This is a genomic window from Halomonas sp. BL6 (genome assembly GCF_006228115.1).
GTDB lineage: Bacteria > Pseudomonadota > Gammaproteobacteria > Pseudomonadales > Halomonadaceae > Vreelandella > Vreelandella piezotolerans.
Genome location: NZ_VDGL01000007.1, coordinates 81,464 through 105,353 on the forward strand (window position 1 = coordinate 81,464; position 23,890 = coordinate 105,353).

The window sequence follows — 23,890 nt, forward strand, 5'->3', positions numbered from 1 at the left end:
CGCCCTTAAAACTCGATGCCGTCGATTTTCGCCACGGTCATGATGTCTTTATCACCGCGACCCGAGAGATTCACCACGATATGCTGGTCTGGGCGCATGGTGGGCGCCAGCACCTTGGCATGGGCCAACGCATGGGCCGATTCCAGCGCGGGCATGATGCCCTCCATGTGGGTCAGCTCGCGGAACGCTTCCAGCACTTCTTTGTCGTTCGCAGCCACGTAGTTGACCCGGCCGACGTCTTTCCACAGCGAGTGCTCGGGGCCAACGCCGGGATAATCCAGGCCCGCCGAAATGGAGTGCGTGTCCGACACTTGCCCGCCCTCGTCGGACATCAGATAGGTTCGGTTACCGTGCAGCACGCCGCGTGGCGCATTCGAGGATAGCGGTGCAGCGTGACGGCCCGTCTCGACCCCATCGCCTCCGGCCTCCACGCCATACATCGCCACGGCGTCATCCTCGACGAACGGGTAGAACAGCCCCAGCGCGTTGGAACCACCCCCGACACAGGCGATCAGCGCATCCGGCAAACAGCCAATCTGTTCCAGCGACTGACGGCGAGCTTCGCGACCTACCACGGCATTGAAGTCGCGCACCAGCTGCGGGTATGGGTGCGGGCCCGCCACGGTGCCGATGATGTAGAAGGTGTTATCGACGTTGGTGACCCAGTCGCGCAGGGCTTCGTTCATGGCGTCTTTCAGCGTCCGCGTGCCCGACTCCACCGGAATGACCCGGGCACCCAGCAAGCGCATGCGGTAAACATTGAGCTTTTGACGCTGCACGTCTTCCGCCCCCATGTACACGTCACACTCCAACCCGAGTCGGGCGGCGACGGTGGCGGTCGCCACGCCGTGCTGGCCAGCGCCGGTTTCGGCAATCACCCGAGGCTTGCCGGTTTTTTTCGCCAGCAGCGCCTGACCGATGGTGTTGTTCACCTTGTGAGCACCGGTGTGATTGAGGTCTTCACGTTTCAACCAAATTTGTGCCCCGCCCAGCGAGTCAGACCAGCGCTTGGCATGATACAGCGGCGACGGACGGCCCACGTAGTAAGCTAAGTCACGATCGAATTCGGCTTGGAAATCCGGGTCGTCGCGCAGGCTGAGGTAGATTTGCTCCAGTTCTTCAAGAGCAAAGCTAAGGGTTTCTGACACGAACCGGCCGCCGTAGGGGCCAAAATGACCGCGGGCATCCGGCATTCGGGTCAGGTCGCTGAACTTGGTTTCTGTTGCTGAGACAGTCACAGGCATACCTCACGAGATCGCCAGAAAAGGCAAATGAATGAATAGTGTCTGGCTCGCCCACGACCGGTGGGAAGCGCATCGAAAAGTGCGTGCGCGCAAGCACGTTTAGCGGATGTCAGCCTGCGCCACGTGGCGAACGAAAGCGGCCATCGAGTCGGCCTCTTTCACGCCGGGAGATGCCTCGATACCGCCCGACACATCGACCGCATACGGCGCCACGTCGTTGACCGCCCTGGCAATGTTATCGGCGGTCAGTCCACCGGCGAGAATAACAGGTTTTGCCAGGGTTGCGGGGATTCTAGACCAATCGAAGGTCTCACCAGTTCCACCTGGTACACCGGGTCGATAGGCATCCAACAGCAGCGCTTGGGCACCGCCATAGATCGTCGCGGCGTCGTGTAAATCAAGCCCGTCGCGCATGCGTAACGCTTTGATCCAAGGCCGACCAAACTGCTCGCAGAACGCCGCCGACTCCTCCCCATGGAACTGGATCAAATCCAAGTGCGGCAGGCACTGCTCGATGAACTCTGCGGACTGATCGACAAAAAGCCCGACCCGCGTTACGAAGGCAGGCACCTGCGCCGCCAGCGTCGCCAGCGTTTCTGGCGTGATGCTCCGGCGGCTTTGCGGCCACATGACGAAGCCCAGCGCATCGACGCCAAGCGCCACCGCCCGGTCGATATCCGCCGGACGCGTCAACCCACAGAACTTGATGCGCGTGCGCGTTACGCTCAGCGTCATAAGGATGTCTCCTGATGCTGCGGATGGGCCTGTTTGGAGAACGTGAGCCGCCGACGTGCGGCAACACGAGGGCTGTCGGGCAGCACCCGCTCGCCGGTCCACTCGCCGGTGAAGGCCAACAGGTTCGGCCCAACCGGCTCTTTGGGCAGCTCGAAACGCTCGTCATAGATGGAGTCGACGAAATGCAGGCCGCAAGCAGGCGCCGTGACATCGCCCTGGCGGCGGTTTTTCAGCGCCAGTAGGCGCGCAATATGGCCTTCGTCCTGGGCGCCACGGCCTACGCTTGCCAGGGCACCGGCAATGTTGCGAATCATATGATGCAAAAAGGCATTGCCTTGAATGTCGATCACCACCAGCGGGCCGTAGCGCTTCACTTCCACAAAGTGCATCTGCCGCCAAGGGGTTTTCGATTGACACCCGGCGGCGCGAAAGCTGCTGAAGTCGTGTTCACCTACCAGCGCTTGGGCCGCACGGTGCATGGCATCGGCATCCAACGGGTCACGGCACCAGGTCACGTTGGCGCGCTCTAGCACGGGGCGACTGATTTGGTTCAAGAAAATATAGCGATAGCGACGCGCCAGCGCGCCCAGACGGGAGTGGAAGTCATCGGATACCGGCTTCACCCAGCGTACTGCCACATCCCTGGGCAAATTGGTGTTGGCGCCAAAAATCCACGCTTTCTCAGTGCGCTGGGCCGGGGGATCGAAGTGGATGACTTGCCGGGTGGCATGAACGCCGGAGTCGGTACGCCCACTGGCGTAAATATGCACCGGTGCACCGGCCACTTTGGCCAGCGCATCCTCGATGGCCTGCTGAACGGAGGCCGCGTGCTTGAGCCGCTGAAAGCCGCAAAAGCGAGAGCCATCGTACTCGACGCCCATCGCCAAGCGGCCCGCTAGCGGTTGTGTCTCATCAAAGTGGTAGAACAGCGTCATCGAGCCACGTCATTTGGAGAGTATTGAAGACTAGCTATTATCCCGACGTCGCGGCTCGAATGCCACCTCTTCGATGTCCCACTCCTCTTCCGGCACACGGGGGGGCTGCGCCACGCGGCTCTCTTGCGACGACCTCGCGCCTGCTTGGTCGTCTGCCCCTTCCTCGCCGCCTGATGCCTCGCGGGTCAGTGATGGCGGATGGTAATCGATGTAGTGCGCACGATCCTCGTCCTGTAACGGTGGCTCACCGGTCTCTTGCATGGACGCTTGCATGGACGCATCAGACGCCATCTGATCGACAGGCTCTGGGGTGTCTAGGAAAGCGGCTTCCAGCGCGGCCTCATCCTCCTCGGACACCGCCGTGAGAGGAGCGTCATCATACTGATCAGCCGCATATCGTAATTCGTCGCGCTCATCGCCCGTGATAGTCTCGTCATCAGTTGTCTCAGGGTAGGACGGTTCACGGTATAACGGCTCATGATCGCTCGGCTCACGAGGCTGAGGCTCAAAATCCCCATGCTCCAAATGGTCAGGCGCCCGTTCGCCAGTGTGATGGCCGGGGCCATCGTCATCGGTTGCGACGCGCTCGTCAGGCCCGCCCGTTTCCTCCGACGCTGCTGATCCAGCGTGGCTCGACGGCACGGCGGTGTCGGTGCGCGGCGGCGTATAGAGGGAAGCCTCGGGCGGCACTGACGACGCCATCGGGGCCGCGTTGGCCGAAGAAGCCCTCCCTGACTCGGTACGCTTGGAGGGCGTGACATCGGCGTTGATACCCATGGGAGCGGGCGCATCCTCCCACTGCCGCTCACGGCGCTTACGTGACCAAATCAGCGCGCCCAGCAGCAGGGCCAAGGCCACGCTGGCGAGTGGCCACTGATATTGCTCCATCCGCTCGATGATGCTGGGGCTGGCAGAAGCGCCCGCGGGCGTATCCGCAGCAACGGGAGACGAGACCGCTTGAATATCGGGCGAGCTAGGCTCCGCTCCACGTGCTTCGGCCGCCGCCAGCGCTCGACGAGTCTCTTGTTGAGAGGCACTCAGCGCCTCCGTCAACGAGGCAACCTCCTGGCGCAGCGCGGCCATCTCAGCACGCATGGCTTCACGCTCATCGAGCAGAGTTTGCAACATGGCCTGGCTTTCTAGCAGTTGTTCGGCTAGATCGTTAAGGGTCAAGCCCGCCAGCTCGCCCTCTTGCACGGTCGCCGCAGGTGCACTGTCGGGCGATTCAGTGTTGGGAGCGGATGAGGCCGCCACCTCACTTGCCGTCTCAGCCGACGGCTCGGAGGCCGGGGCATTGTTTGAGGGCGGCACGGTAGAGGGCTCGGAAGACGACTGACGCATCGATTGAATCGCTTGCGCGGCCTGGGCAGGCGAGCGAGCCATCAATTGCTCTCGACTCGGCACGTTGAGTGTCTGGCCTGCACGCATGTCGTCGACGTTGCCGGTGGGGAATGCCGTCGGATTCGCATCCACCAGCGCCACCATCATCTGTTGGACGCTAACGTCTGCAGGCTTGATACGGGCCGCCACGCCCCAAAGCGTGTCACCGCTGGCCACATAGGCGATGTCACGGGCGGCGCTGCTGGGTCGAGAAGCGGCTACGGATGGCGGCGCAGACGAAGGTGCCGATGAGACCGTCGGCGTAGCCCCCGCAGCGGACGCGGTGCTGGCAGCATAGTTAGGCGGATCGAAGAGAAGCGTCAGGGCTTCCGTGCGTCGCCCTTCGGGCGTAATGAGGGTGACCAGCAGATCCAACCACGGCTCATTCACCGCTTGATCGGAACGCAGTACCAGCCGAGCGCCTGAAGGCAGGCGCTGAAGCTCGGTGCGCACGCTGGCCGCAAGCGGGGACCACTCCAAACCTAGCGCGCGGAAAGCGGAAGCATCGGCTATCTCGACGCGTACGTCGTCCAATACCACATCGCTGGCGTTCACGAGCGGCACGCTGGCATCTAACGGCGCCTGCAGCGTTGAGTTTACGGTGGCTTGCCCCAGCCCTACGGCCAAAGCCAACGGACTCACGGCGCTCAGCGGCAGCCACAACAACCATGCCAGCTTTTTGTTCATCTCGGCCCCTACTGCCTTCCATTCCCTGGCTCCTGGCAAGCGTCATGCCTGTTCGCCACGAGCTATGTTAGTTCGTTCTTATCATAACGTATTTACCATGACGCTAGGTTCAACGCACCTTTTTGCATAAGCCGTTTTTATGAGCCCAGGAGTGAGAACGCGGCATACGACAAAAAAAGGGAAGCTGCGAACAGCTTCCCTCTTATGGTCTAGCGCTTTGTAGCGATGCAAGTGCAGCGCCCACGCGCGGACACTTACTGCTCGCGCAAAATTTTCAGCATGCGCTTGAGCGGTTCTGCAGCGCCCCACAGCAGCTGGTCACCCACACTGAAGGCAGAGAGGTATTCACCGCCCATTTTCAGCTTGCGTAGGCGACCAACCGGCACTTGCAGCGTACCCGTCGCCGCCGCAGGCGTCAGGCCCGCAATGGTGGCGTCTTTCTCGTTGGGGATGAGCTTGACCCACTCGTTATGCTTGGCGATGCGCTCTTCGATCTCATCCAGCGGAACGTCCTGCTTCAGCTTGATGGTGAACGCCTGGCTGTGGGAGCGCATGGCACCGATACGCACGCAAAGACCATCGATGGGGATCGGGTTATTGTCGAGACCCAGGATCTTGTTGGTCTCGACGCTACCCTTCCACTCTTCGCGGCTTTGGCCGCTATCCAACTTGGTATCGATCCACGGCAGCAGGCTGCCCGCCAGCGGCGCAGCAAAGTTGTCGGTGGGGAAGTCGCCACCGCGCATGGCAGCGGTCACTTTGCGGTCGATGTCCAGAATCGCGCTCGCCGGGTCGGCCAGCTCGCTGGAAACGCTGTCACGCAGTTGGCCCATCTGGTTGAGCAGCTCACGCATGTGCTTGGCGCCGGAGCCTGACGCCGCCTGATAGGTCATGGAGGTCATCCACTCGACCATATCGGCTTCGAACAGACCGCCCAAGCCCATGAGCATCAGGCTCACGGTGCAGTTACCACCAACGAAGGTTTTCGCACCTTTGGCAAGCTGGTCGTTGATGACGTTGCGGTTCACCGGATCGAGAACGATAGTAGCGTCATCGTCCATCCGCAGGGTGCTGGCGGCATCGATCCAGTAGCCTTTCCAGCCGTCGTTACGCAGGTCGCCGTAGACTTTCTTGGTGTAGTCACCGCCTTGGCAGGTCACGATGACGTCCAGAGCTTTCAAGTCGTCCAGCGCAAACGCATCTTTCAGCGGAGGCACGTCCACGCCGATATCGGGACCCGGCTGGCCGACTTGAGAAGTGGTGAAAAAGATCGGCTCGATGCCGTTGAAATCACCCTCTTCCTGCATGCGCTGCATCAGCACCGAGCCAACCATGCCACGCCATCCCACGAAACCGACTTTCAACATGTGAAGTCCTCCAACAAAGAATGAGACCTATATTATACACACATATCAGACACGACGTCGGCCACCCCTAAGGGCGGCCGACGCGGTCTGTTTACAAAGCAACGAGGTGAATCAATTAGTTAGCAAGCTCTCTTTATGCTTGTTAACGCTCGAACGCCGCGAGTACTGCGTCCCCCATCTCGATCGTCGAGACGCGCTTCATGCCTTCAGAGGCGATATCGGCAGTGCGCAAGCCGTCGTCCAACACGCTACCGACGGCGGCTTCGATCCGCTCGGCCATCGCCGTTTCATTGAGCGAGTAACGCAGCATCATCGCCACGGAGAGCATCATGGCCAGCGGGTTGGCGATGTTTTGGCCCGCGATATCCGGCGCGCTGCCATGGCACGGTTCGTACATGCCCTGCCCGCTCTCGTTGAGCGAGGCAGATGGCAACATGCCGATAGAACCTGTCAGCATGGCAGCGGCATCGGAGAGAATGTCGCCGAACATGTTGCCGGTCACCACCACATCGAACTGTTTCGGCGCGCGCACCAGCTGCATGGCAGCGTTGTCCACGTACATGTGGGACAGCTCGACATCCGGGTACTCCGGCGCCAGCCGCTCCATGACTTCACGCCACAGAATCGTCACTTCCAGAACGTTGGCCTTGTCCACCGAGCAGAGCTTCTTGCCGCGCTTCTGGGCCATCTCGAACGCGACGCGACCAATGCGCTCGATCTCGCTTTCGGAGTAGACGTAGGTGTTGAAGCCAACACGCTCACCGTTGCGCTCTTCGATACCGCGCGGCTGCCCGAAGTATATGCCGCCGGTCAGTTCCCGCACGATCATGATATCCAAGCCCGCCACCAGCTCCGGCTTCAAGCTGGAAGCGCTGGCTAGCTGCGGGTAGAGCATGGCCGGGCGAAGGTTGCCGAACAGACCGAGATTCTTACGCAGCCCCAGCAGGCCTTTTTCAGGGCGTTTGGAGAGGTCCTCGAGTTTATCCCACTTGGGGCCACCCACCGCACCCAGCAGAATGGCGCTGGCAGCTTTGGCTTTTTCCAGTGTTTCGGCGGGCAGCGGCTCGCCGTGGACATCGTAAGCGGAACCGCCCACCAAGCCCTCTTCTACCTCGATATCCAAGCCCACCTCTTGGCAGGCTTTCAACAACCGCGCCGCCTGGGCCGCGATTTCCGGGCCGATGCCGTCACCGGGCAGCAGTAACACTTTATGAGTCATGCTCTATCCTTAGCACTTATAATTTAGATATTCATAGCCCATGGCAACTCTCTGCGAGGGCGCTGTGAACCCCTCCCTGGGCGCTACTTTTGCCATCCATGGCAAAAGACCCTCGCATAGACTTGCCCTTGCCATTACTCGGTGAGTGGACGCTAGGCTGGCTGGCGGAACAGCCACGGGCGCTGCTGGCGGTGCTGAGCTTCGAAGCTGCGAATGGCGTCTTCGTCTTGCAGAGTGATGCCGATATCGTCCAAGCCGTTGAGCAAACAGTGCTTGCGGAACGCGTCTACCTCAAACTCCAGAATTTCGCCGCTGGGCGTGATCACCCGCTGATGCTCAAGGTCGATATCTAACTGATAGCCTTCGTTAGCCTCCACTTCAGCAAACAGGCGATCCACTTCTTCTTCCGCCAGGGTGATCAGCAAAATGCCGTTCTTGAAGGCGTTGTTGTAGAAGATATCGGCGAAGCTGGGGGCAATCACCACCTTGAAACCGAAATCTTCCAGCGCCCAAGGGGCGTGTTCGCGGGAGCTACCGCAACCAAAGTTACGGCGCGCCAGCAGTACCTCAGCGCCCTGGTAACGCGGCTGGTTCAAAACGAAATCCGGGTTCAGCGGGCGCTTCGAGCAGTCTTGCCCCGGCTGGCCTTCATCCAAATAGCGCAGCTCGTCAAACAGGTTGACGCCAAAGCCGGTGCGCTTGATGGACTTCAAAAACTGCTTGGGAATGATCAGGTCGGTATCGACATTAGCGCGATCCAACGGCGCGACCACGCCTTCAAAACGTTCGAACTTTTTCATGGCTTAGGCCTCCTGCGCGTGGGTGGCGTCGTTGGCGGGCAAGGTGCGTACGTCGACGAAGTGACCGGCAATGGCGGCAGCCGCTGCCATGGCAGGGCTGACCAAGTGAGTACGACCGCCGTACCCCTGGCGTCCCTCGAAGTTACGGTTGGAGGTGGACGCACAGTGCTCGCCCGCGCCCAGCTTATCGGCGTTCATGGCCAAGCACATGGAGCAGCCCGGCTCGCGCCACTCGAAGCCTGCGTCGATGAAGATCTTATCCAGACCTTCCGCTTCCGCTTGGCGCTTCACCAAGCCAGAGCCCGGCACCACCATGGCCAGCTTGATGGAATCGGCCACCTTGTTGCCCTTCGCCACTTTGGCGGCTTCGCGCAGGTCTTCGATGCGCGAGTTAGTGCAGGAGCCGATGAAGACTTTATCCAGTTTGATATCGGTGATCTTCTGGTTCGCCTGCAGGCCCATGTACTCCAACGCGCGGGCATGGCTGCGCTGAACGGTCTCATCCAGAGCGGCTTGCGGGTCGGGCACCTGTCCTGAGATTCCGGTGACCATTTCCGGGCTGGTGCCCCAGCTCACCTGCGGTTCGATCTCTTCGGCTTTCAGCGTCACCACTTTATCGAAATGGGCATCGGCATCCGACACCAGGTTGCGCCAATCGGCCACGGCGGCTTCCCACTGCTCGGCGGTGGGCGCGAAGGGGCGTTTGGCGAGATAGTCGATGGTGGTGTCGTCCACGGCGATCAGGCCGACGCGAGCACCTGCTTCAATCGCCATGTTGCACACCGTCATGCGGCCTTCCATGGAGAGCGACTCGATGGCGCTGCCCGCAAACTCGATAGCGTAGCCTGTGCCACCAGCAGTGCCGATCTTACCGATGATCGCCAACACCACGTCTTTTGCGGTCACACCCAGGCCCAGCTCGCCTTCGACGCGCACCTGCATGTTCTTCATTTTTTGCGCCAGCAGGCACTGGGTCGCCAAGACGTGCTCGACTTCCGAGGTGCCGATACCGTGGGCCAGCGCGCCAAAGGCACCGTGGGTGGCGGTGTGGGAGTCACCGCATACCACGGTCATGCCCGGCAGCGTGGCACCCTGCTCGGGGCCCACTACGTGCACGATACCCTGGCGCGGGTCGTTAATCTTGAACTCTTCGATGCCGTACTCGACGCAGTTATCGTCCAGGGTTTGCACCTGAATGAGCGAGACCGGATCTTTGATACCGCTGTTGCCTTCAGCGCGCTCTTTCACCGTGGTGGGCACGTTGTGGTCCGGCGTGGCCAGGTTGGCATCCAATCGCCAGGGCTTACGGTTGGCCAAACGCAGGCCTTCGAACGCTTGCGGCGAAGTCACTTCGTGGAGCAGTTGGCGGTCGATGTAGATCAGCGCCGTACCGTCGTCGCGCTGCTTCACCAAATGCTGGTTCCAGAGTTTGTCGTAAAGCGTTTGGCCTGACATGTGGCTCTCCTGGGCGGTGCCCTGCTAGTTCGTGTTGGCAGCCTCTGCGGGCTGCTTCTATGGCATGCCAGGAGTGTTACGCGACTCGCGCATAAAAGCAATTCATGTTATTCATACTTTAGATTCCAAATAGGAATAGTTAACCAGGAGCCGCCGTGGATACCCAAAGCCTGCAAGCCTTTCTCGCCGTGGCGGAAACCCAGAGCTTCTCCCGCGCTGCCGAGCAGCTCCATCTCACGCAGCCCGCCGTTAGTAAACGCATCGCCACGCTGGAAGACCTGCTCGGCACTCGGCTTTTCGACCGCATTGGACGGCGCATCGCGCTCACTGAAGCGGGCAACGTGCTGCTGCCCAAGGCCCAGCGCATCCTGTTTACCGTGGAAGATAGCCGCCGCGCGCTGGCGAATCTCTCTGGCCAAGTGGGCGGCAAACTGACGCTTGCCACCAGCCACCACATTGGCCTGCACCGCCTGCCGCCGTTGTTGAAGCAGTACACGCAGCATCACCCGGAAGTGGCGCTCGATTTACACTTCGTGGACTCCGAACTGGCCTATCAGGGCGTGCTGGACGGCACGCTGGAAATGGCCATCGTCACCCTCGCCCCCCATCCTGTCGAACAGCTTCACGTCGTGGAGCTATGGCGCGACCGCCTGTGCGTCGTGTGCGCCAGCGACCATCCGCTTGCCCAGCGCAGTCGCGTGAACGGTAAACCACTGAGCCTGGCCGAGCTATGTGAGGTGAACTGCGTATTGCCGGGGGCTAAAACCTTTACCCGCACGCTGATCGAACGGCGCTTCGAAGAAGCAGGCCTGACCCTGCCGGTGAGCATGTCCACCAACTATTTGGAAACGCTCAAGATGATGTGCAGCGTCGGGCTTGGCTGGAGCCTGCTGCCGGAAAACATGATCGACAGCGAGCTGGTGGCGCTACCGGTAGACACCGCGCCCATTCACCGCCCGCTCGGCTATTTGGTGCACACCAACCGCACCCTTTCCAACGCCGCGCGTAAAATGATCGAAGAGCTGGAGCACAGCCGCCAACCCGCCCACACGCATTAACGCTGGGCGCTTTCACCCTGGTGCATGGCCACATTCGAGAGCACGAACGACGCGCGGCCGTCGGTTGAGCCCAACGCCGCGTCCACCATCGCCGCCGCCACCACGCGCACCTCGATCGGCCGTACCGAGCGCGGCAACCAACGTGACGCTGGCGCTAACAGCGCGCTCGCCCACGTCTCCGCCAACCGCCCATCCTCTGGCCGCCCCAATAACAGTGAAGGCCGAGCAAAGAACACGCAGGGCAACCCCAGCGCCTGAATATCCCGCTCCACCTCGCCTTTCACACGGTTATAAAACACCGAAGAGCGCGCATTGGTCCCGTGCGCCGTCACCACGCCTAACTTACTCACCCCAGCCGTTTTACACGCCCGTGCAAACGCCAGCACCAATCCATGATCCACTCGGCGAAACGCCTCTTTACTCCCTGCCTGCTTTTTCGTGGTGCCTAGCGCTACAAACGCCACGGCCCCGGCGGGCAACAGCTCGGCAACCTCAGCTTCCAACCGTTCGAAATCCAGCAGCGCAGGCTGAAGCTTGGAGGCGGTCGCGTGGGGAAATTCACGGGCAACATCCAGCTCTCGGCGGGTAATGACGATGACGCTCTTTACCTCATTGCGCCGGGAAAGCTGAGTCACGAGGTGCTGACCAATGGCGCCGGTGGCACCAAGAACGATAGCGGTAGACATGGGTGACCGTTTCCTTATGGTGTGAGTGCCACAGACTCAGCCCCTTAATGACGCGAGTAGGCAACGAATGAAATGGTAGCGCGTGGTAACGAGCGATTAGTGAGGCACCCGCGAGGCCACGCCACCTCGATAAATAGCATGCAAGCGCTTACCACCCCCACCAACGCCGTAAGGCTCGCATCGCCCGCCAGACACTACCCAGCATAGAAGGAAACAGGTGAGGGAAAACCAACGCCAGCACCGAAAAGGTGACAATACAACCGAAGAAGTAGCGACTGCTCAAAAAGCCACCCACGTACATCAGTTGGCTGTTGGCCCACACCCACAGCAGAACAGCCGTGGGCACAGAAAAGAATAGCGACACGAACAGGCTGATGAGCCTAGATTCGATGGGGCCGCCTTGGTCGTGTTGTTTTGACATTGATCGCACACCGTCATGCACATCACAGCGCTTTCCTGATGGCCTGCTGGAAAATGTAATCGCGTGACGCGTTGGATTATATGTGGGTACCCAAAAACCGAGATTTCACTTCCTCCGACGGCACCATGCAAACATCTTTCTTACCAAAAAGCGTATAACGATTCCGAGCGAATAACTTATAAACCGCATCTCTGATCGGCCTTGGCACAATCTTGAATGCATAACAGAACCGCCACGGCCCTTTTAGCTCTTTGGCGATCTCAAGGGCAGCATCAGAAAGAACGTAACACTTACCCTCTTTGATCAGCACCAAAGTATCCGTTCCCACATCGGGCACGTTGTAGCGCTGCGTTAGCTCCTGCGCCACCTCGCTTTGCATTGGGGTGAATGCAAAAACACTCTCTGGATCTCTGTTGATGATGAAATGCACTGCGCCGTTACAGAAGTTGCACACACCATCGAATATGACGATATGAGGGTTGTTCATAGGCTCGTTTAGCGTCTCGTTAATCGCTTGGTCATGCACGCTTAGTTGGTTCTGGAAGCCCCTCAAACTCAGGAACGTCGCTTGTCGCGTCCTCCCAAGCTGCCCTTCGCGATGTGAAGATATGCGCGGTGGGTGACATAGAGACCTCCGCATCCAAACACCCAGCAGGAATGACGAGCAGACCTGCCTCATGAATGCTTGGCATTGCTGAACCACAGAGCTTACAGAAACTTTTCTTGTGGCGACTGCCAGGAAGCGTGAAGGTAGTCACAGATTTCGAGCCTGCCAACCAAGTTAATTTGGCTGACTTTGAGAATAAATTGGCCGCATGAGCGGACCCGGTGTCTTTTTGGCAATAGTGACAATGACACAGGTAAAAGCTGTCGAGGTCACCTTGCACTTCAAATTTTATATTGCCACACAGACAAGAACCAAGATAATAGGGCATCAGGTTTACCTTTATCACTTGCGGCTCGTAAGTGCATAACGCTCGCAACACCGGACAATTTGGAGCGAAGAGGAAAATTGTTCCGAGTGCTTGCGTTTGTTATACGTAATCTGAATCATCTGCACATCCGGCAAAAAGCGTACATACAATGTATTTGATTTTTCAAGGTATTCTCACCTTCAAAATTTCATACTTTGCCGTCATTGCGTCTGGCTAGGTAACTGATTATTGTCAATTACCCCTAAGTACATTGGCTGTTCAAAGCCAGAAAATTCCGGCTGCCACTCTACGTCACCCTCTGCTGCGTTGTAGTGATACTCTGTGGTAGAGAAGACGATCTGAGCTCGATTATCTTTACAGATATTTTTTAACTTAGCGATAAATGCTGCAAAATCTTTGGTTTCAATATCATGCTGCCGTGGCGTATCAAATATCAAGAATTCTATGGAGGCGCAACCCATGGAAATGAACAGTTCAAAGAAGGCAGCTCTGAGAGCAAGAACTGTACGCAAAAGTGTGCTACCACTGAATTGGGATAACTTTTCCGTTCCAAACTGAACATTAAAATCAGAGTCGACATTAACGTCCCTCGAAACGTTCTTCGTACTGAGAACATCAAGCCATTCAATAATCTTCTTGCGATAGGAATTTCTGAATTCGAGAATTCTGATATCATTCGAACCCGCACCTCCCTCAAAAGAGGAGATATCGCCTTGAAGGCCCCTGCGCCTATTCAATAGCTGAACGTAATCGCGTTTCTCGGACTCGGTCCTTTCCATTACTTCTTTTTTGCCTTGTCGATCAATAATCGATCGCGTTAAGGCACTTATTGCCGCTATCAAAGACGTTGTTTGGGAATCTCCCTCTTCTTTCGTCAAATTCGATTCGAGCGAAGCAATTTCTTCATCGAGCTTTTTTAAGCTAGATGAATATTCATCCACTCTGATTTCTTGAAATCTGGCATTTCTATCTAAGTCTTTGATTTGATCGCGGAGATACAGCAAATTTTTCCCGTAGGAGTCGGAGCTGGAGGTAAAAAGACCACACCCTGGCGTGGCACAAATATCCTTAAAAGAACTAAAAAGTCGCCGAGACTCTTCGTTAAGAGATAAGGTGTTGATCTCGATCTCAATTTCGCCCTTTATCTTATTGAACCCTGAAACCCGACTTTCTAAGTCCTTTATTGAAGCAGAAAGGTTAAGCCGCTCATTCTGCTTCTCGCGAATTAGTCTTTGTAGAACATAATCTGCATCGTTCGTCGCATCAAAACTATTACGGAGCTCTTCCAATTCGTCTCTCAATTGCTCCAATTCATCTTCGAGCTCTTCCACGGAAACGTTATCGACACCGGACTGTTCTTCGAGCTTTCGGATAAACTCTTCGGTGTTAACGATTTGAATATTTACTAAATCAAGTTCTTTTTTCTTTTCTATGAGAAAACGCTTTGCCTCGAACGAATGTTTTGGTGCTATGCCAATACCCAACCTGATCATCTCGGCGTATTGGTCTTTTATGAAACTACCTGGGGGCTTGTAAGCACTCGTGTAACCAGCGTCTTGGTCTATATAAAAGAGAGGCAAAAAAGTCGATATATACGGGTAAGTGGGCTCATTCTTATTGGTTGTCAGCGCGAGCGGTGTGAGTCCAAGCCTCGAAAACAGGTATTCGGAAATCTCTTGTTCGTTGTAGAATATATGTGTTTCGTTGGAACCTCGCTCCGACACTTGTATGTGAAACTTATCAGAAAATGACCTCTCGAAAGTGAATACATCCTCTTCATGCTCTACAGTGAGGCTGGCTGACGAACATTTCGCCATAATATCGTCCCTGTATCGAACAGGGTATCCAAGCGCGAAGGCGATAGAATGAATGACAGGCGTTTTTCCTGCGCCGTTCGGCCCAAATAGCTGGGTAATATCACTAGCAAATACGAGGTCTTTCGAACCCCAGCCGTCCTTCCCTGAAGGATGAATTTTTAATTTAACAAGTTTCATTCCAAATCCATTGCAATTTGCTTTTCTATTTGTAAGTCAAAATAATTTCGCTCAATTACCTGGAGTGTATAACCGAGGTCTGATTGAACACCTATTGCTTTTGATACGACCGTTTTCCCAAACTCAGTAGCTTTAATGCGCGAATCATGGCGGTCAACCTCAACAAGGCTTACTGTCTCAAGAAAGGTTAGCGCCTTGACTGTCCGCATCCTAAGATTTGCCGACCATCCCAAGTGTTGGGATGAACCTTTAAATCCTGAAAACGTTCGCTCAAAACACTCGCCAATTAACTGACCTAATTCGTCTGACTTTGGCTTACGGCGTGTTTTGGACAACAATAGAATAGTCATCGCAAGCAAGGGGAGATGAAAAAGCGCCTCATTACTAAGCCGATGAGTTGCTGAATCACTGAATTGATCTATAGATAATACAATTTCTTTTTCAGATGCTTCTTGAAAGAATTCTTCGTAGTCCATCACGCGCTTCCTCTAACTAAAAATGAGAAAACAGCGCCGAGAAGGAGTTCACGGTCAAGAGTGGTAGACAAGTCTTCGTTATCCAAAGCTGACAATATCTTTTCAATTCGACTTCGAAGAATTGGCAGGTTTTCTCCAGATTTAACCCACTCAGCAGCATTATTTTCTATTTCTTCAAGAATAAAATTCAGATCGAATTCTGGAATAGTATGACGTTTATCCCTAAACCATATATCCCATCGAACCTTACAGTCAGACACGAACTCTATCATTCGTTCTGACGCGCCCGCCTTACTCATCAACCTGTGAATAATTGAAGCATTCTTGATGGCTTGTGAGTCGCCGCTATCTCTTAAGCTCTGATATGCCGCTTTGGAGATACTCAAAATATCGAGCATTTCGGCAAGACTAACGCCTGCTATATCATCGAGGTCCTCTTCTCCGATTTCCTCTAATAGTTTCCCAAACGACTTCCGTTCAACAAGAGATATAAGACTATTAAGGATTTGCTCACATTCTGAACGCTGCAAATCTATTTCACTGTATTGATAAATGGTCTCTCTTGCCTCAGAGAAGAACTTATCATCGTGTGGATTCAAATAGGAAATATTCGATTTAAGCTGAAGCTTCTTAATGCGATCTATAATATCTTGATCTTCTATTGGCGCTTCTGGGCTTAAGGCGTCATTAAAATTCTCAAGCAATAATTTATAATAGTTGTTATCGCTATCGCCCTGTATTGCATCACGCAACCCCTCTAAATCATCATTCAGATGGACATTAGTGAGAAAAACGACGTTTCCACAGGAGTTCTCAAATCTGATAGTGTGGACAAGGAGCTTTCCAACGTAGCTTTCAGTAATCTTGGCTGGATCGCATGTCTTAGCGCGTTTCCTTAATCCCAAGACATCATTTACAGACCATTGGTAATTCAACTTACCTTTGGTTTTGACCTGAAAGAAATTATAAACATAGTTCCCGTCGACATTAAGGCGAGACACGAAATCGTCCTGGTAATCACAATAGACCCTATCTAGCGCATCATCCTCCAACAAAGACAAGCACTCGAAAGCCGCTCCGCGAAATTGAGCCTGATAACGGGCAATGGTTTCCCTTCCAACGTTCTCCCTCGGCTCAACTTCGTGAAGCTTTGGACCACCGCAATTTTCTCCTGTCACGCTCATCTTCCTTAAGGAAATATTTTTCGCTTGATTATACGCATTTCCCACTCCTCTTCTTGATTCTTGAGAGTATTCAGTACGACCACCGTATAACGTCGTTGTTCAGCGGCAGCCTTGGCAGAGCGAAGCGGCGACAAGGCTGTCCAGTGGAGGGCAGTCAGGCCCGGAACGGGCTGGAACACTTGGTTAGGCTCTATGCTACAGATCCGATTCATGATTTATACCGTCACTGAACGGAACATTGTCGATATCATGGGGGTTTACGCCCGCCAAACACCCAACATTGAATCCATACACATTTGGGTTAGAACGCGTTTGATGGTGCGTGTAGATACCACAGTTCGAGCAAAAATAGTGCTTTGCGACCCCTGTATTGAACTGATAAAGCTTAAGGTGCTCAGAACCTTTAACGACACGCAGACCACTCAATGGAACGTAGGCCATAACTGCCCCTTTGCGCGCGCAGATGGAGCAATTACACCGTTTCGGATCAACAAGCCCATCGGGCAGGTCAAGCTCGAGTTCCACCATGCCGCAGTGGCACGTAGCCCTGTGCTTGAGGTGAATCTCAACTTCACCCACTTTTTTGAGCATTGTGTTGACCTCCCTTTAGCCTAACAGTGGTTATATAGACCGCTACATAACCCCAATAACTGAGCGATCACAGTCATTGATGTTATACAGCCCCAAGAACAACCTAACCCATTGATTTTAAAATCCAGCTCTCTAGGTCAGGCTACATATCCTCTATTATCGTGCCCGCTCGTTTTGCCTGTTTAATCATACTCTATTCATAAAATTTGCTTAGGTCACCTATCTTGCGAAAATTTTTCGTGGCTTGGGCGGCTGTGTCGGCACCGCGTTGCGGTGCTTCGCGGGTGCCTCACTTCGTTCGTTACGCCGCGCTACTGGGTTGGTGGCTTTGTCGTAGGGATGGTGGCTTGATCGTCGCGCGCTGAAGCGCCCTCCCACTCCTGCCATCTCCAACTCCTTCCATCTCTCGCATCTGTCATCTCCCAAAACTTCCATCTTTCACCTCTATCACCTTCCACATATGGCATCCCCCACATCTGTTATCTCACCTTCCCCCATCACTTCTTGCTACTAGCCTTCTCCCGCAAACCAGCTTAGCCTGCTAACTCAGCCAGTAAGGGATCGAGATGCAAAAGACGACGAGGCGGCAGCGCTTGGCAGGGGTGTTGGTGCTGCTGGGGCTTTTGATGCAGATAGTGGGCTTTACCGGGGCGGTGCCGACCGCGCAGGCGGTGAGCTATTTGTTGTGGGCGGCGGTGGCGCTGCTGTGGCGGGATATTCCCAAGCGCTCGCGCCTTCAGGCGGGGGTGTTGATTGCCCTTGGCGTTGTAATGCTGGTGGTGGCGCAAACCGTGTATGGCGCGGCGGTGAACTGGCCTGCCATGCTGCAGGGGAACGTGTTCGTGGCTTCCATGCTGGTGGGCGTGAGTTTTATCTCGCTGATTGGCACCCAGGGCAACAAGCGTGCGCCGGGTAAGCGGGTAACGGGGGCGGACGGCGTGCTGCGCACCTGGCTGGGGGTGCATTTCCTCGGCACGATTTTGAATCTATCGACGGTATTCATGGTGGGCGACCGCTTGGCACGGCGCGCGCCGTTGACCACACCGCAGCTACTGGCGCTGAACCGGGGGCTTTCTAGCGCAGCCCTTTGGTCGCCCTTCTTTGCCTCCATGGCGGTGGTGATTGCCCTGGTGCCATCGGTGCAGTACGCCCAGATTGCCGTGGTGGGTTTTCCGATGGCCATGCTCTCGGGGCTATTGACCACATTAGAGCTGCGGCGGCGGTTCGATTTGGCCGAGGTGGATGGTTTTTCGCTATCGCCGCGTAGCCTGCTGATGCCGGCGGGCATGGCGGCGCTGGTGATGCTGTTTCACTTCTGGATCACGCCGTCGCTCACTATAGTCAGCATCATTACCTTTTTACTGCCGGGGGTGGCGCTTTTAAGCAACCTGCGGGAAGGGCCGCGCTTTACCCTGCGGCGTATTCGCCAGCATACCGTGACCCGCCTGCCCGCCATGCGTGGGGAGATTTCGCTGTTTCTAGCGGCGGGGTTACTTACTTTGGGGCTGTCGACGCTGGTGGCCGCCGCTGCGGGCGATGAGTGGACGCTGTTTGCCCGCTTTGGCACCTGGCAGGCCATGGCCAGCTTTGCCGCCATTACGCTGAGCGCGCTGGCGGGGCTGCACCCGATCATTGGCGTTTCGGTGCTGGCGTCTATTTTGGATTTGAGCGGCGGCGAGCAAACGCTGTTTGCCTTTGTAGCGCTGAGCGCCTGGGCGGTGGGCACCAGCGTGGGGCCGCTCTCCGGTATCAACCTTTCCCTGCAGGGGCGCTATGGGGTGAGCGGTTATCGAATGATGAAAGACAACCTGCCCTACGCGGCAATGATGAGCCTGCTCTCGCTGGGGGCGATCGCAGGCTTGGGCGCTTGGCTGGGTTAACAATCAGGTTTCGATAATTTTATTGGGGAAGCGGTAGAAGTAGCGGTGGCCGCACTGGTGGCAGGGTTCCAGCCGGGCGACTTCGTTGAGCATCACCTGGGCATCGCAGTGGGTGCAGGCCATCAAGCCAGGGGCGGCCATTTCGCCTTCGCAGTAGTCGGCGCGGGCGGCTTCCAGGTCATCCTCGAAGCGTTCGCGCTCGACGATGCTGCGGTCGGCAATCGAGAGCAGCGACTCTGCCACGCGGCGGGAGAGCTGATCGATATCGATTCCTAGCCAGCTTGCCACCTGCTTGCCGGTATCGGCCATGTAGTAGCGCATGTCTTTCAGGTCGCGCTCTACCCAGGCGCGTAGCAGGGCCAGCTCGTCTTTGGTGTACTCTTCCAGCTCGGCTTCGAAGGCAACGGCGTCGTCCAAATCCTTTTGCAGGTTGTCCCAAGTGAGCTCGTTGGCGCCATCTTGCATGCGCTCCAACAGGCGCTCGTAGCCTTCGCGAAGGCGGTGATCGTTCTGTTTTTCCATGGGTCCTCTCCTTTTGTTGCCACAGGTGATGCCTATCATCGGCTAGCCGTTCAAGGATACACCCGCATAGGATACAATCGACGCTACTTATCTGACAGTCGTCATCTATTATTCACTTTGCGCCCTTATCTGGGCGAATGACCCCAAGGCATTGAAAACACCGATGGACGCACATTACAGCCCCCGTGATATCGAACGTGATGCTCAGCAGTACTGGGACAAGCACCAGTGCTTCAAAGCCGTAGAAGACGCCAACCGCGAGAAGTTCTACTGCCTATCCATGTTCCCCTACCCCAGCGGCAAGCTGCACATGGGCCACGTGCGTAATTACACTATCGGCGACGTTGTCTCACGTTTCCAGCGCATGCAGGGTAAAAATGTCATGCAGCCCATGGGCTGGGACGCGTTCGGGATGCCGGCGGAAAATGCCGCGATCCAAAATCAGGTGCCGCCTGCCAAGTGGACCTATCAAAACATCGATTATATGCGCAACCAGTTGAAGGCACTGGGGTTTGCCTACGACTGGAGCCGCGAATTCGCCACCTGCGACACCAGCTACTACCGCTGGGAGCAGTGGTTCTTCACCAAGCTGGTGGAGAAGGGGCTGGTCTACAAGAAGATGTCCACGGTGAACTGGGACCCGGTCGACCAAACCGTGCTAGCCAACGAACAGGTCATCGACGGCTGCGGCTGGCGTTCCGGTGCGCCGGTGGAGCGCAAAGAGATCCCGTTGTGGTTCCTGAAGATCACCGACTACGCCGATGAACTGCTGGCGGATTTGGATAACGTCGAGTGGCCCGAGCAGGTCAAAACCATGCAGCGCAACTGGATTGGTAAATCCCGTGGCGTCGAGCTGAGCTTCGATATCAAAGCCGCCGATGGTAGCGCCTGCGAGCCGCTGGCGGTATACACCACCCGCCCGGACACGCTGATGGGCGTGACCTACGTGGCCGTGGCCGCCGGTCACCCGCTGGCCAAACAGGCCGCCGAGCAGAGCAGCGAGATCGCGGCGTTCTGTGAAGAGTGCGCCAAAGGCGGCACCTCCGAAGCGGAAATGGCCACCAAAGAGAAGCTGGGCATGGCCACGGGCCATAAAGCCATTCACCCGTTGAGTGGCGAAGAAGTGCCGGTATTCGTCGCCAACTTCGTGCTCATGGAGTTCGGCACCGGCGCGGTCATGGCCGTGCCCGCCCACGACCAGCGCGACTGGGAGTTCGCCACCAAGTACGGTGTCGAGCTGAAGCCGGTGGTCGCCGACGAGCACGGCAATACGCCGGATGTCTCCGAAGGCGCGTATGTCGAACACGGCACGCTGATCAATTCCGGCGAGTTCGACGGCCTGGAATTCCAAGCGGCGTTCGATGCCATTGCCGCCAAGCTGGCCGAACTGGGCCGTGGCGAAGTGAAAACCAACTACCGCCTGCGCGATTGGGGCATTGCCCGCCAGCGCTACTGGGGCGCGCCGATTCCGGTGAAGTACGGCCCGGAAGGCCAAACCGTACCGCTCTCCGATGACGAGCTGCCCGTCGCCCTGCCCATGGAAGTTACCGTAGATGCCTCCGGCTCTCCGCTGAAGAAGATGCCGGAGTTCTCCGAGCTGGGCGACGGCTGGGTGCGTGAAACCGACACCTTCGATACCTTCATGGAGTCCTCCTGGTACTTCGCCCGCTTCTGCTGTGCGGATAACCACGAAGCCATGCTGGACGAGCGCGCCAACTACTGGCTGCCGGTGGATCTCTACATTGGCGGTATCGAGCATGCCATTCTGCACCTGCTCTACGCCCGCTTCTTCCACAAGCTGCTGCGCGATTTCGGCATGGTCGATTCCGACGAGCCGTTCCAGCAGCTGCTCACTCAAGGCATGGTGATCGCCGAAACCTTCTACCGCATTAAAGAGAACGGCGGTAAAGAGTGGTTTAATCCCGCCGATGTGGAAGTGAAGCGCGACGAGAAAGGCCGCCCGCTGAGCGCCGTGCTGATGAGCGACGGCCAGCCGGTGGAGATGGGCGGCATCGAGAAGATGTCCAAGTCGAAGAACAACGGTGTCGATCCGCAATCGATGATCGACAAGTTCGGTGCCGACACCGTACGCCTGTTCATGATGTTCGCGGCACCGCCCGAGCAGTCGCTGGAGTGGTCGGATTCCGGTGTGGAAGGCGCGCATCGCTTCTTGAAGCGCATCTGGCGTCAAGTCAGCGAGCACTTGGAAGCAGGCACGCCGGGCACGCTGAACGTCGACGCACTCGACGACGACCAAAAAGCGCTGCGCCGCAAGACCCACGAAACCATCAAGAAAGCCAGCGACGACATTGGCCGCCGCACCACCTTCAACACCGCCATTGCGGCCGTGATGGAGCTTTCCAACGCGGTGGCCAAGTTCGAGGATACCTCCGAGTTGGGATTAGCGGTCAGCCGCGAAGCGCTAGAGGCCTGCGTCCTGCTGCTGGCCCCAATCACGCCGCACCTGTGCCACACGCTGTGGCAGCAGTTCGGCCACGAACAGCCGGCCATCGAAGCCCAGTGGCCGGACGTCGACGAAGCCGCCCTGACCCGCGACAGCATCGAGCTGGTGGTACAGGTGAACGGTAAGCTTCGCGCCCGCCTGGAAGCCCCGGCCAGCGCTGATAAAGCCGCCATCGAGCAACTGGCGATGGAAAACGATAACGTCCAGCGCCATTTGGAAGGCAAAACGGTTCGTAAGGTGATCGTGGTGCCCGGCAAGCTGGTTAACATTGTGGTGAGTGGATGAATCGCCGTCGCTTCTTGACCCTGAGCGCTGCCGCCTCGGTGGCGGTGCTGCTCAGCGGCTGTGGGTTCCGCCTGCGCGGTTCGGAATCCATGCCACGTCTTCCTGCGCTATCGTTAGAGGGCGATGACAATAGCGCTCTCGCTCAGCAGCTTCGCACACGTCTGCAGCAACTGGGCACCGAGGTGACAAGCGGGGCGCCCTGGCGCGTGACGCTGGGCACCCCCTCGCTACAGCAGCGCCCCATTGGCACCGAGGGTCGCGCGAGCCGAGAGCATGAACTAACGCTGAGCACGTCGCTGTCGGTGCAGCAGCGCGACACCGGCGCGTACGCGTTGAACGATGCTACGGTGGCGACCAGCACGCGCATCCGCGTTAGCGATGACGACCTGCTGAACCGGGAGACGCTCTTCCAGGAAGCCCGGCAAACGCTGACCCGCCAGCTCGCCCAGCGCATCATCGAACGGTTTGCCAATCTCGAGGCGCTGCGGTGAAGGTATTTGCCGATCAACTGCCCGCCGCTCTGGCCAAGAAGCTGCCGAAAGCGGTGATCGTGGCGGGTGACGAGCCGCTTCAGCATCGTGACGCCTGCGATGCCGTCCGCGCCGCCGCCCGCCAAGCGGGTATCGAAGAGCGCGAAGTGCTGGACGTGGAGCCCAACTTTGCCTGGGGACGGCTACTGGAAACCGCGAGCAACCTCTCGCTGTTTGCCTCCAACAAGCTGTTGGAGCTGCGTTTGGGCAATCAAAAGTTGGGGCAGGAAGGCACCAAAGCGCTGGCGCAGTACGCAGACATGATGGATGGCAGCGATGATTTACTGCTGGTCAGCATGGGCAAAGTCGATGCCAAGCAGCAGAAAAGCGCCTGGTTCAAAGCGCTGGACAAGCATGGCCTGTTCGTGCCCGTGTGGCCGGTCGATGCCTCGCGCCTTGGCTACTGGCTGCGCGATAGGGCCTCGCATCACGGCCTGCAGATCGACCTGGAAGCGGCTCGGCTTTTGGGGGAGCGCACCGAGGGCAATCTGCTGGCGGCGGATCAGGAACTACAGAAGCTGGCGCTGATCTACCCCGCCAACACTCGGCTCAACGTCGAACACATTGCTCAAGGCGTCGAAGACAGCACCCGCTTCGATGTCTTCAATCTGGCAGACGCCTGCTTGAAGGGCGAACCCAGCCGCGCCTCGCGGATCGTCCACGGCCTGAAGAGCGAAGGCGTGGAAGCGCCCATCGTCCTATGGGCGCTGACCCGCGAGCTGCGCACCCTGCTATCCCTGCATCAGCATCTCGACCAGGGCCAGAGTTTCGAACACGCCTGCAAAACCCAAAAGCCGATGATTTTCGATAAACGCCGCCCGGCCTATCAAAAAGCCATTGGCCGACTCTCCATGAAGCGCTTGCACAAGCTGCTGCTCATGGCGCAGCGCTTGGATTTGGCGGTCAAGGGGGCTTCTGTCGTACCGCTGTGGCCGGGGCTGCACGATCTGGCCATGACCATGGCGGGCGCCAAGGGCATTTTAGCGGAAACGCCCTGGACCTATCGCATTAGTGCAAATAATTAGTACTTTGCATTTTTATC

At 57.1% G+C, this 23,890-nt stretch carries 23 protein-coding genes; 6 read left to right on the forward strand and 17 right to left on the reverse strand.

From position 1 onward, the window contains the following. Positions 1–5: 5 nt before the first annotated feature. From trpB to leuC, 8 genes are all read right to left on the reverse strand, one after another. The gene (gene trpB, locus FHJ80_RS14735; RefSeq protein WP_139528084.1) at positions 6–1,244 is read right to left on the reverse strand and encodes a tryptophan synthase subunit beta; all 1,239 of its coding nucleotides are present in this window, start codon (positions 1,242–1,244) and stop codon (positions 6–8) included. A gap of 99 nt (positions 1,245–1,343) precedes the next feature. Next, the gene (locus tag FHJ80_RS14740) at positions 1,344–1,979 is read right to left on the reverse strand and encodes a phosphoribosylanthranilate isomerase (RefSeq protein ID WP_139528085.1); all 636 of its coding nucleotides are present in this window, start codon (positions 1,977–1,979) and stop codon (positions 1,344–1,346) included. Then, positions 1,976–2,914, reverse strand: coding sequence for a tRNA pseudouridine(38-40) synthase TruA (gene truA, locus FHJ80_RS14745; protein WP_139528086.1), 939 nt, complete (start codon positions 2,912–2,914; stop codon positions 1,976–1,978). The genes FHJ80_RS14740 and truA overlap by 4 nt, the downstream gene beginning before the upstream one ends. Positions 2,915–2,944: 30 nt before the next feature. Further along, positions 2,945–4,981 (reverse strand): FimV family protein, encoded by a 2,037-nt coding sequence (locus FHJ80_RS14750; protein ID WP_139528087.1) that lies wholly within the window; start codon positions 4,979–4,981, stop codon positions 2,945–2,947. 254 nt (positions 4,982–5,235) lie between these two features. Next, on the reverse strand, positions 5,236–6,348 hold the full coding sequence (asd, locus tag FHJ80_RS14755; RefSeq protein ID WP_139528088.1) for an aspartate-semialdehyde dehydrogenase: 1,113 nt from the start codon (positions 6,346–6,348) through the stop codon (positions 5,236–5,238). A 142-nt stretch (positions 6,349–6,490) separates the two neighbouring features. Then, the gene (gene leuB, locus FHJ80_RS14760) at positions 6,491–7,567 is read right to left on the reverse strand and encodes a 3-isopropylmalate dehydrogenase (protein ID WP_139528089.1); all 1,077 of its coding nucleotides are present in this window, start codon (positions 7,565–7,567) and stop codon (positions 6,491–6,493) included. Between the two features lie 152 nt (positions 7,568–7,719). Then, the gene (gene leuD, locus FHJ80_RS14765) at positions 7,720–8,367 is read right to left on the reverse strand and encodes a 3-isopropylmalate dehydratase small subunit (RefSeq protein WP_139528090.1); all 648 of its coding nucleotides are present in this window, start codon (positions 8,365–8,367) and stop codon (positions 7,720–7,722) included. Positions 8,368–8,370: 3 nt separating this feature from the next. Continuing rightward, complete coding sequence (gene leuC, locus FHJ80_RS14770) at positions 8,371–9,822, reverse strand: 3-isopropylmalate dehydratase large subunit (protein ID WP_139528091.1); 1,452 nt, start codon at positions 9,820–9,822, stop codon at positions 8,371–8,373. Positions 9,823–9,977: 155 nt separating this feature from the next. On the opposite strand from leuC, the gene FHJ80_RS14775 reads away from it, so the two are divergent. After that, a complete protein-coding gene (locus FHJ80_RS14775) occupies positions 9,978–10,880 on the forward strand; it encodes a LysR family transcriptional regulator (RefSeq protein WP_139528092.1) in 903 nt (300 codons plus the stop codon). Here FHJ80_RS14775 and FHJ80_RS14780 read toward each other — a convergent pair. From FHJ80_RS14780 to FHJ80_RS17560, 8 genes are all read right to left on the reverse strand, one after another. Next, positions 10,877–11,566, reverse strand: coding sequence for an NAD(P)H-binding protein (locus tag FHJ80_RS14780; protein WP_139528093.1), 690 nt, complete (start codon positions 11,564–11,566; stop codon positions 10,877–10,879). The genes FHJ80_RS14775 and FHJ80_RS14780 overlap by 4 nt on opposite strands. 148 nt (positions 11,567–11,714) lie before the next feature. Then, positions 11,715–11,987, reverse strand: coding sequence for a hypothetical protein (locus FHJ80_RS14785; RefSeq protein ID WP_139528094.1), 273 nt, complete (start codon positions 11,985–11,987; stop codon positions 11,715–11,717). A gap of 76 nt (positions 11,988–12,063) precedes the next feature. Then, a complete protein-coding gene (locus tag FHJ80_RS14790) occupies positions 12,064–12,474 on the reverse strand; it encodes a thiol-disulfide oxidoreductase DCC family protein (protein ID WP_139528095.1) in 411 nt (136 codons plus the stop codon). Between the two features lie 31 nt (positions 12,475–12,505). Further along, positions 12,506–12,922, reverse strand: a complete 417-nt coding sequence (locus FHJ80_RS14795) for a GFA family protein (protein ID WP_139528096.1) — start codon at positions 12,920–12,922, stop codon at positions 12,506–12,508. Between the two features lie 200 nt (positions 12,923–13,122). Further along, the gene (locus FHJ80_RS14800; protein ID WP_139528097.1) at positions 13,123–14,916 is read right to left on the reverse strand and encodes an AAA family ATPase; all 1,794 of its coding nucleotides are present in this window, start codon (positions 14,914–14,916) and stop codon (positions 13,123–13,125) included. Continuing rightward, on the reverse strand, positions 14,913–15,392 hold the full coding sequence (locus FHJ80_RS14805; protein WP_139528098.1) for a hypothetical protein: 480 nt from the start codon (positions 15,390–15,392) through the stop codon (positions 14,913–14,915). The genes FHJ80_RS14800 and FHJ80_RS14805 overlap by 4 nt, the downstream gene beginning before the upstream one ends. Then, complete coding sequence (locus FHJ80_RS14810) at positions 15,392–16,570, reverse strand: dsDNA nuclease domain-containing protein (RefSeq protein ID WP_176558254.1); 1,179 nt, start codon at positions 16,568–16,570, stop codon at positions 15,392–15,394. Before FHJ80_RS14810 ends, FHJ80_RS14805 begins: the two co-directional genes overlap by 1 nt. Positions 16,571–16,771: 201 nt before the next feature. Continuing rightward, positions 16,772–17,167, reverse strand: coding sequence for a GFA family protein (locus FHJ80_RS17560; RefSeq protein WP_139528100.1), 396 nt, complete (start codon positions 17,165–17,167; stop codon positions 16,772–16,774). Between the two features lie 204 nt (positions 17,168–17,371). On the opposite strand from FHJ80_RS17560, the gene FHJ80_RS17565 reads away from it, so the two are divergent. Beyond that, positions 17,372–17,518 carry an SWIM zinc finger family protein gene (locus tag FHJ80_RS17565; RefSeq protein ID WP_369692959.1) on the forward strand — a complete coding sequence of 49 codons (147 nt, stop codon included), beginning with the start codon at positions 17,372–17,374 and terminating at the stop codon, positions 17,516–17,518. Positions 17,519–17,733: 215 nt separating this feature from the next. Continuing rightward, positions 17,734–19,047, forward strand: coding sequence for a hypothetical protein (locus FHJ80_RS14825; protein WP_139528101.1), 1,314 nt, complete (start codon positions 17,734–17,736; stop codon positions 19,045–19,047). 3 nt (positions 19,048–19,050) lie between these two features. On the opposite strand, the gene FHJ80_RS14830 is transcribed toward FHJ80_RS14825, so the two are convergent. After that, positions 19,051–19,569, reverse strand: coding sequence for a zinc ribbon-containing protein (locus tag FHJ80_RS14830; protein ID WP_139528102.1), 519 nt, complete (start codon positions 19,567–19,569; stop codon positions 19,051–19,053). A gap of 163 nt (positions 19,570–19,732) precedes the next feature. On the opposite strand from FHJ80_RS14830, the gene leuS reads away from it, so the two are divergent. The 3 genes from leuS to holA are packed head-to-tail and all read left to right on the forward strand — an operon-like array spanning position 19,733 to position 23,873. Next, positions 19,733–22,318 carry a leucine--tRNA ligase gene (leuS, locus tag FHJ80_RS14835; protein WP_139528103.1) on the forward strand — a complete coding sequence of 862 codons (2,586 nt, stop codon included), beginning with the start codon at positions 19,733–19,735 and terminating at the stop codon, positions 22,316–22,318. Then, a complete protein-coding gene (locus FHJ80_RS14840; RefSeq protein WP_139528104.1) occupies positions 22,315–22,809 on the forward strand; it encodes a hypothetical protein in 495 nt (164 codons plus the stop codon). Before leuS ends, FHJ80_RS14840 begins: the two co-directional genes overlap by 4 nt. Further along, the gene (gene holA / locus FHJ80_RS14845; RefSeq protein ID WP_139528105.1) at positions 22,806–23,873 is read left to right on the forward strand and encodes a DNA polymerase III subunit delta; all 1,068 of its coding nucleotides are present in this window, start codon (positions 22,806–22,808) and stop codon (positions 23,871–23,873) included. The genes FHJ80_RS14840 and holA overlap by 4 nt, the downstream gene beginning before the upstream one ends. Positions 23,874–23,890: the final 17 nt, after the last annotated feature.

Coding starts and splice junctions, on each gene's coding strand:
- leuD (WP_139528090.1), bottom strand. CDS start 8,367: ATGAAAAAGTTCGAACGTTTTGAAGGCGTGGTCGCGCCGTTGGATCGC.
- FHJ80_RS14830 (WP_139528102.1), bottom strand. CDS start 19,569: ATGGAAAAACAGAACGATCACCGCCTTCGCGAAGGCTACGAGCGCCTG.
- leuS (WP_139528103.1), top strand. CDS start 19,733: ATGGACGCACATTACAGCCCCCGTGATATCGAACGTGATGCTCAGCAG.
- FHJ80_RS14780 (WP_139528093.1), bottom strand. CDS start 11,566: ATGTCTACCGCTATCGTTCTTGGTGCCACCGGCGCCATTGGTCAGCAC.
- trpB (WP_139528084.1), bottom strand. CDS start 1,244: ATGCCTGTGACTGTCTCAGCAACAGAAACCAAGTTCAGCGACCTGACC.
- FHJ80_RS17560 (WP_139528100.1), bottom strand. CDS start 17,167: ATGCTCAAAAAAGTGGGTGAAGTTGAGATTCACCTCAAGCACAGGGCT.
- leuB (WP_139528089.1), bottom strand. CDS start 7,567: ATGACTCATAAAGTGTTACTGCTGCCCGGTGACGGCATCGGCCCGGAA.
- FHJ80_RS14750 (WP_139528087.1), bottom strand. CDS start 4,981: ATGAACAAAAAGCTGGCATGGTTGTTGTGGCTGCCGCTGAGCGCCGTG.
- FHJ80_RS14840 (WP_139528104.1), top strand. CDS start 22,315: ATGAATCGCCGTCGCTTCTTGACCCTGAGCGCTGCCGCCTCGGTGGCG.
- truA (WP_139528086.1), bottom strand. CDS start 2,914: ATGACGCTGTTCTACCACTTTGATGAGACACAACCGCTAGCGGGCCGC.
- FHJ80_RS14740 (WP_139528085.1), bottom strand. CDS start 1,979: ATGACGCTGAGCGTAACGCGCACGCGCATCAAGTTCTGTGGGTTGACG.
- FHJ80_RS14825 (WP_139528101.1), top strand. CDS start 17,734: ATGCAAAAGACGACGAGGCGGCAGCGCTTGGCAGGGGTGTTGGTGCTG.
- asd (WP_139528088.1), bottom strand. CDS start 6,348: ATGTTGAAAGTCGGTTTCGTGGGATGGCGTGGCATGGTTGGCTCGGTG.
- FHJ80_RS14785 (WP_139528094.1), bottom strand. CDS start 11,987: ATGTCAAAACAACACGACCAAGGCGGCCCCATCGAATCTAGGCTCATC.
- FHJ80_RS14805 (WP_139528098.1), bottom strand. CDS start 15,392: ATGGACTACGAAGAATTCTTTCAAGAAGCATCTGAAAAAGAAATTGTA.
- FHJ80_RS14790 (WP_139528095.1), bottom strand. CDS start 12,474: ATGAACAACCCTCATATCGTCATATTCGATGGTGTGTGCAACTTCTGT.
- FHJ80_RS14795 (WP_139528096.1), bottom strand. CDS start 12,922: ATGCCCTATTATCTTGGTTCTTGTCTGTGTGGCAATATAAAATTTGAA.
- FHJ80_RS14800 (WP_139528097.1), bottom strand. CDS start 14,916: ATGAAACTTGTTAAATTAAAAATTCATCCTTCAGGGAAGGACGGCTGG.
- leuC (WP_139528091.1), bottom strand. CDS start 9,822: ATGTCAGGCCAAACGCTTTACGACAAACTCTGGAACCAGCATTTGGTG.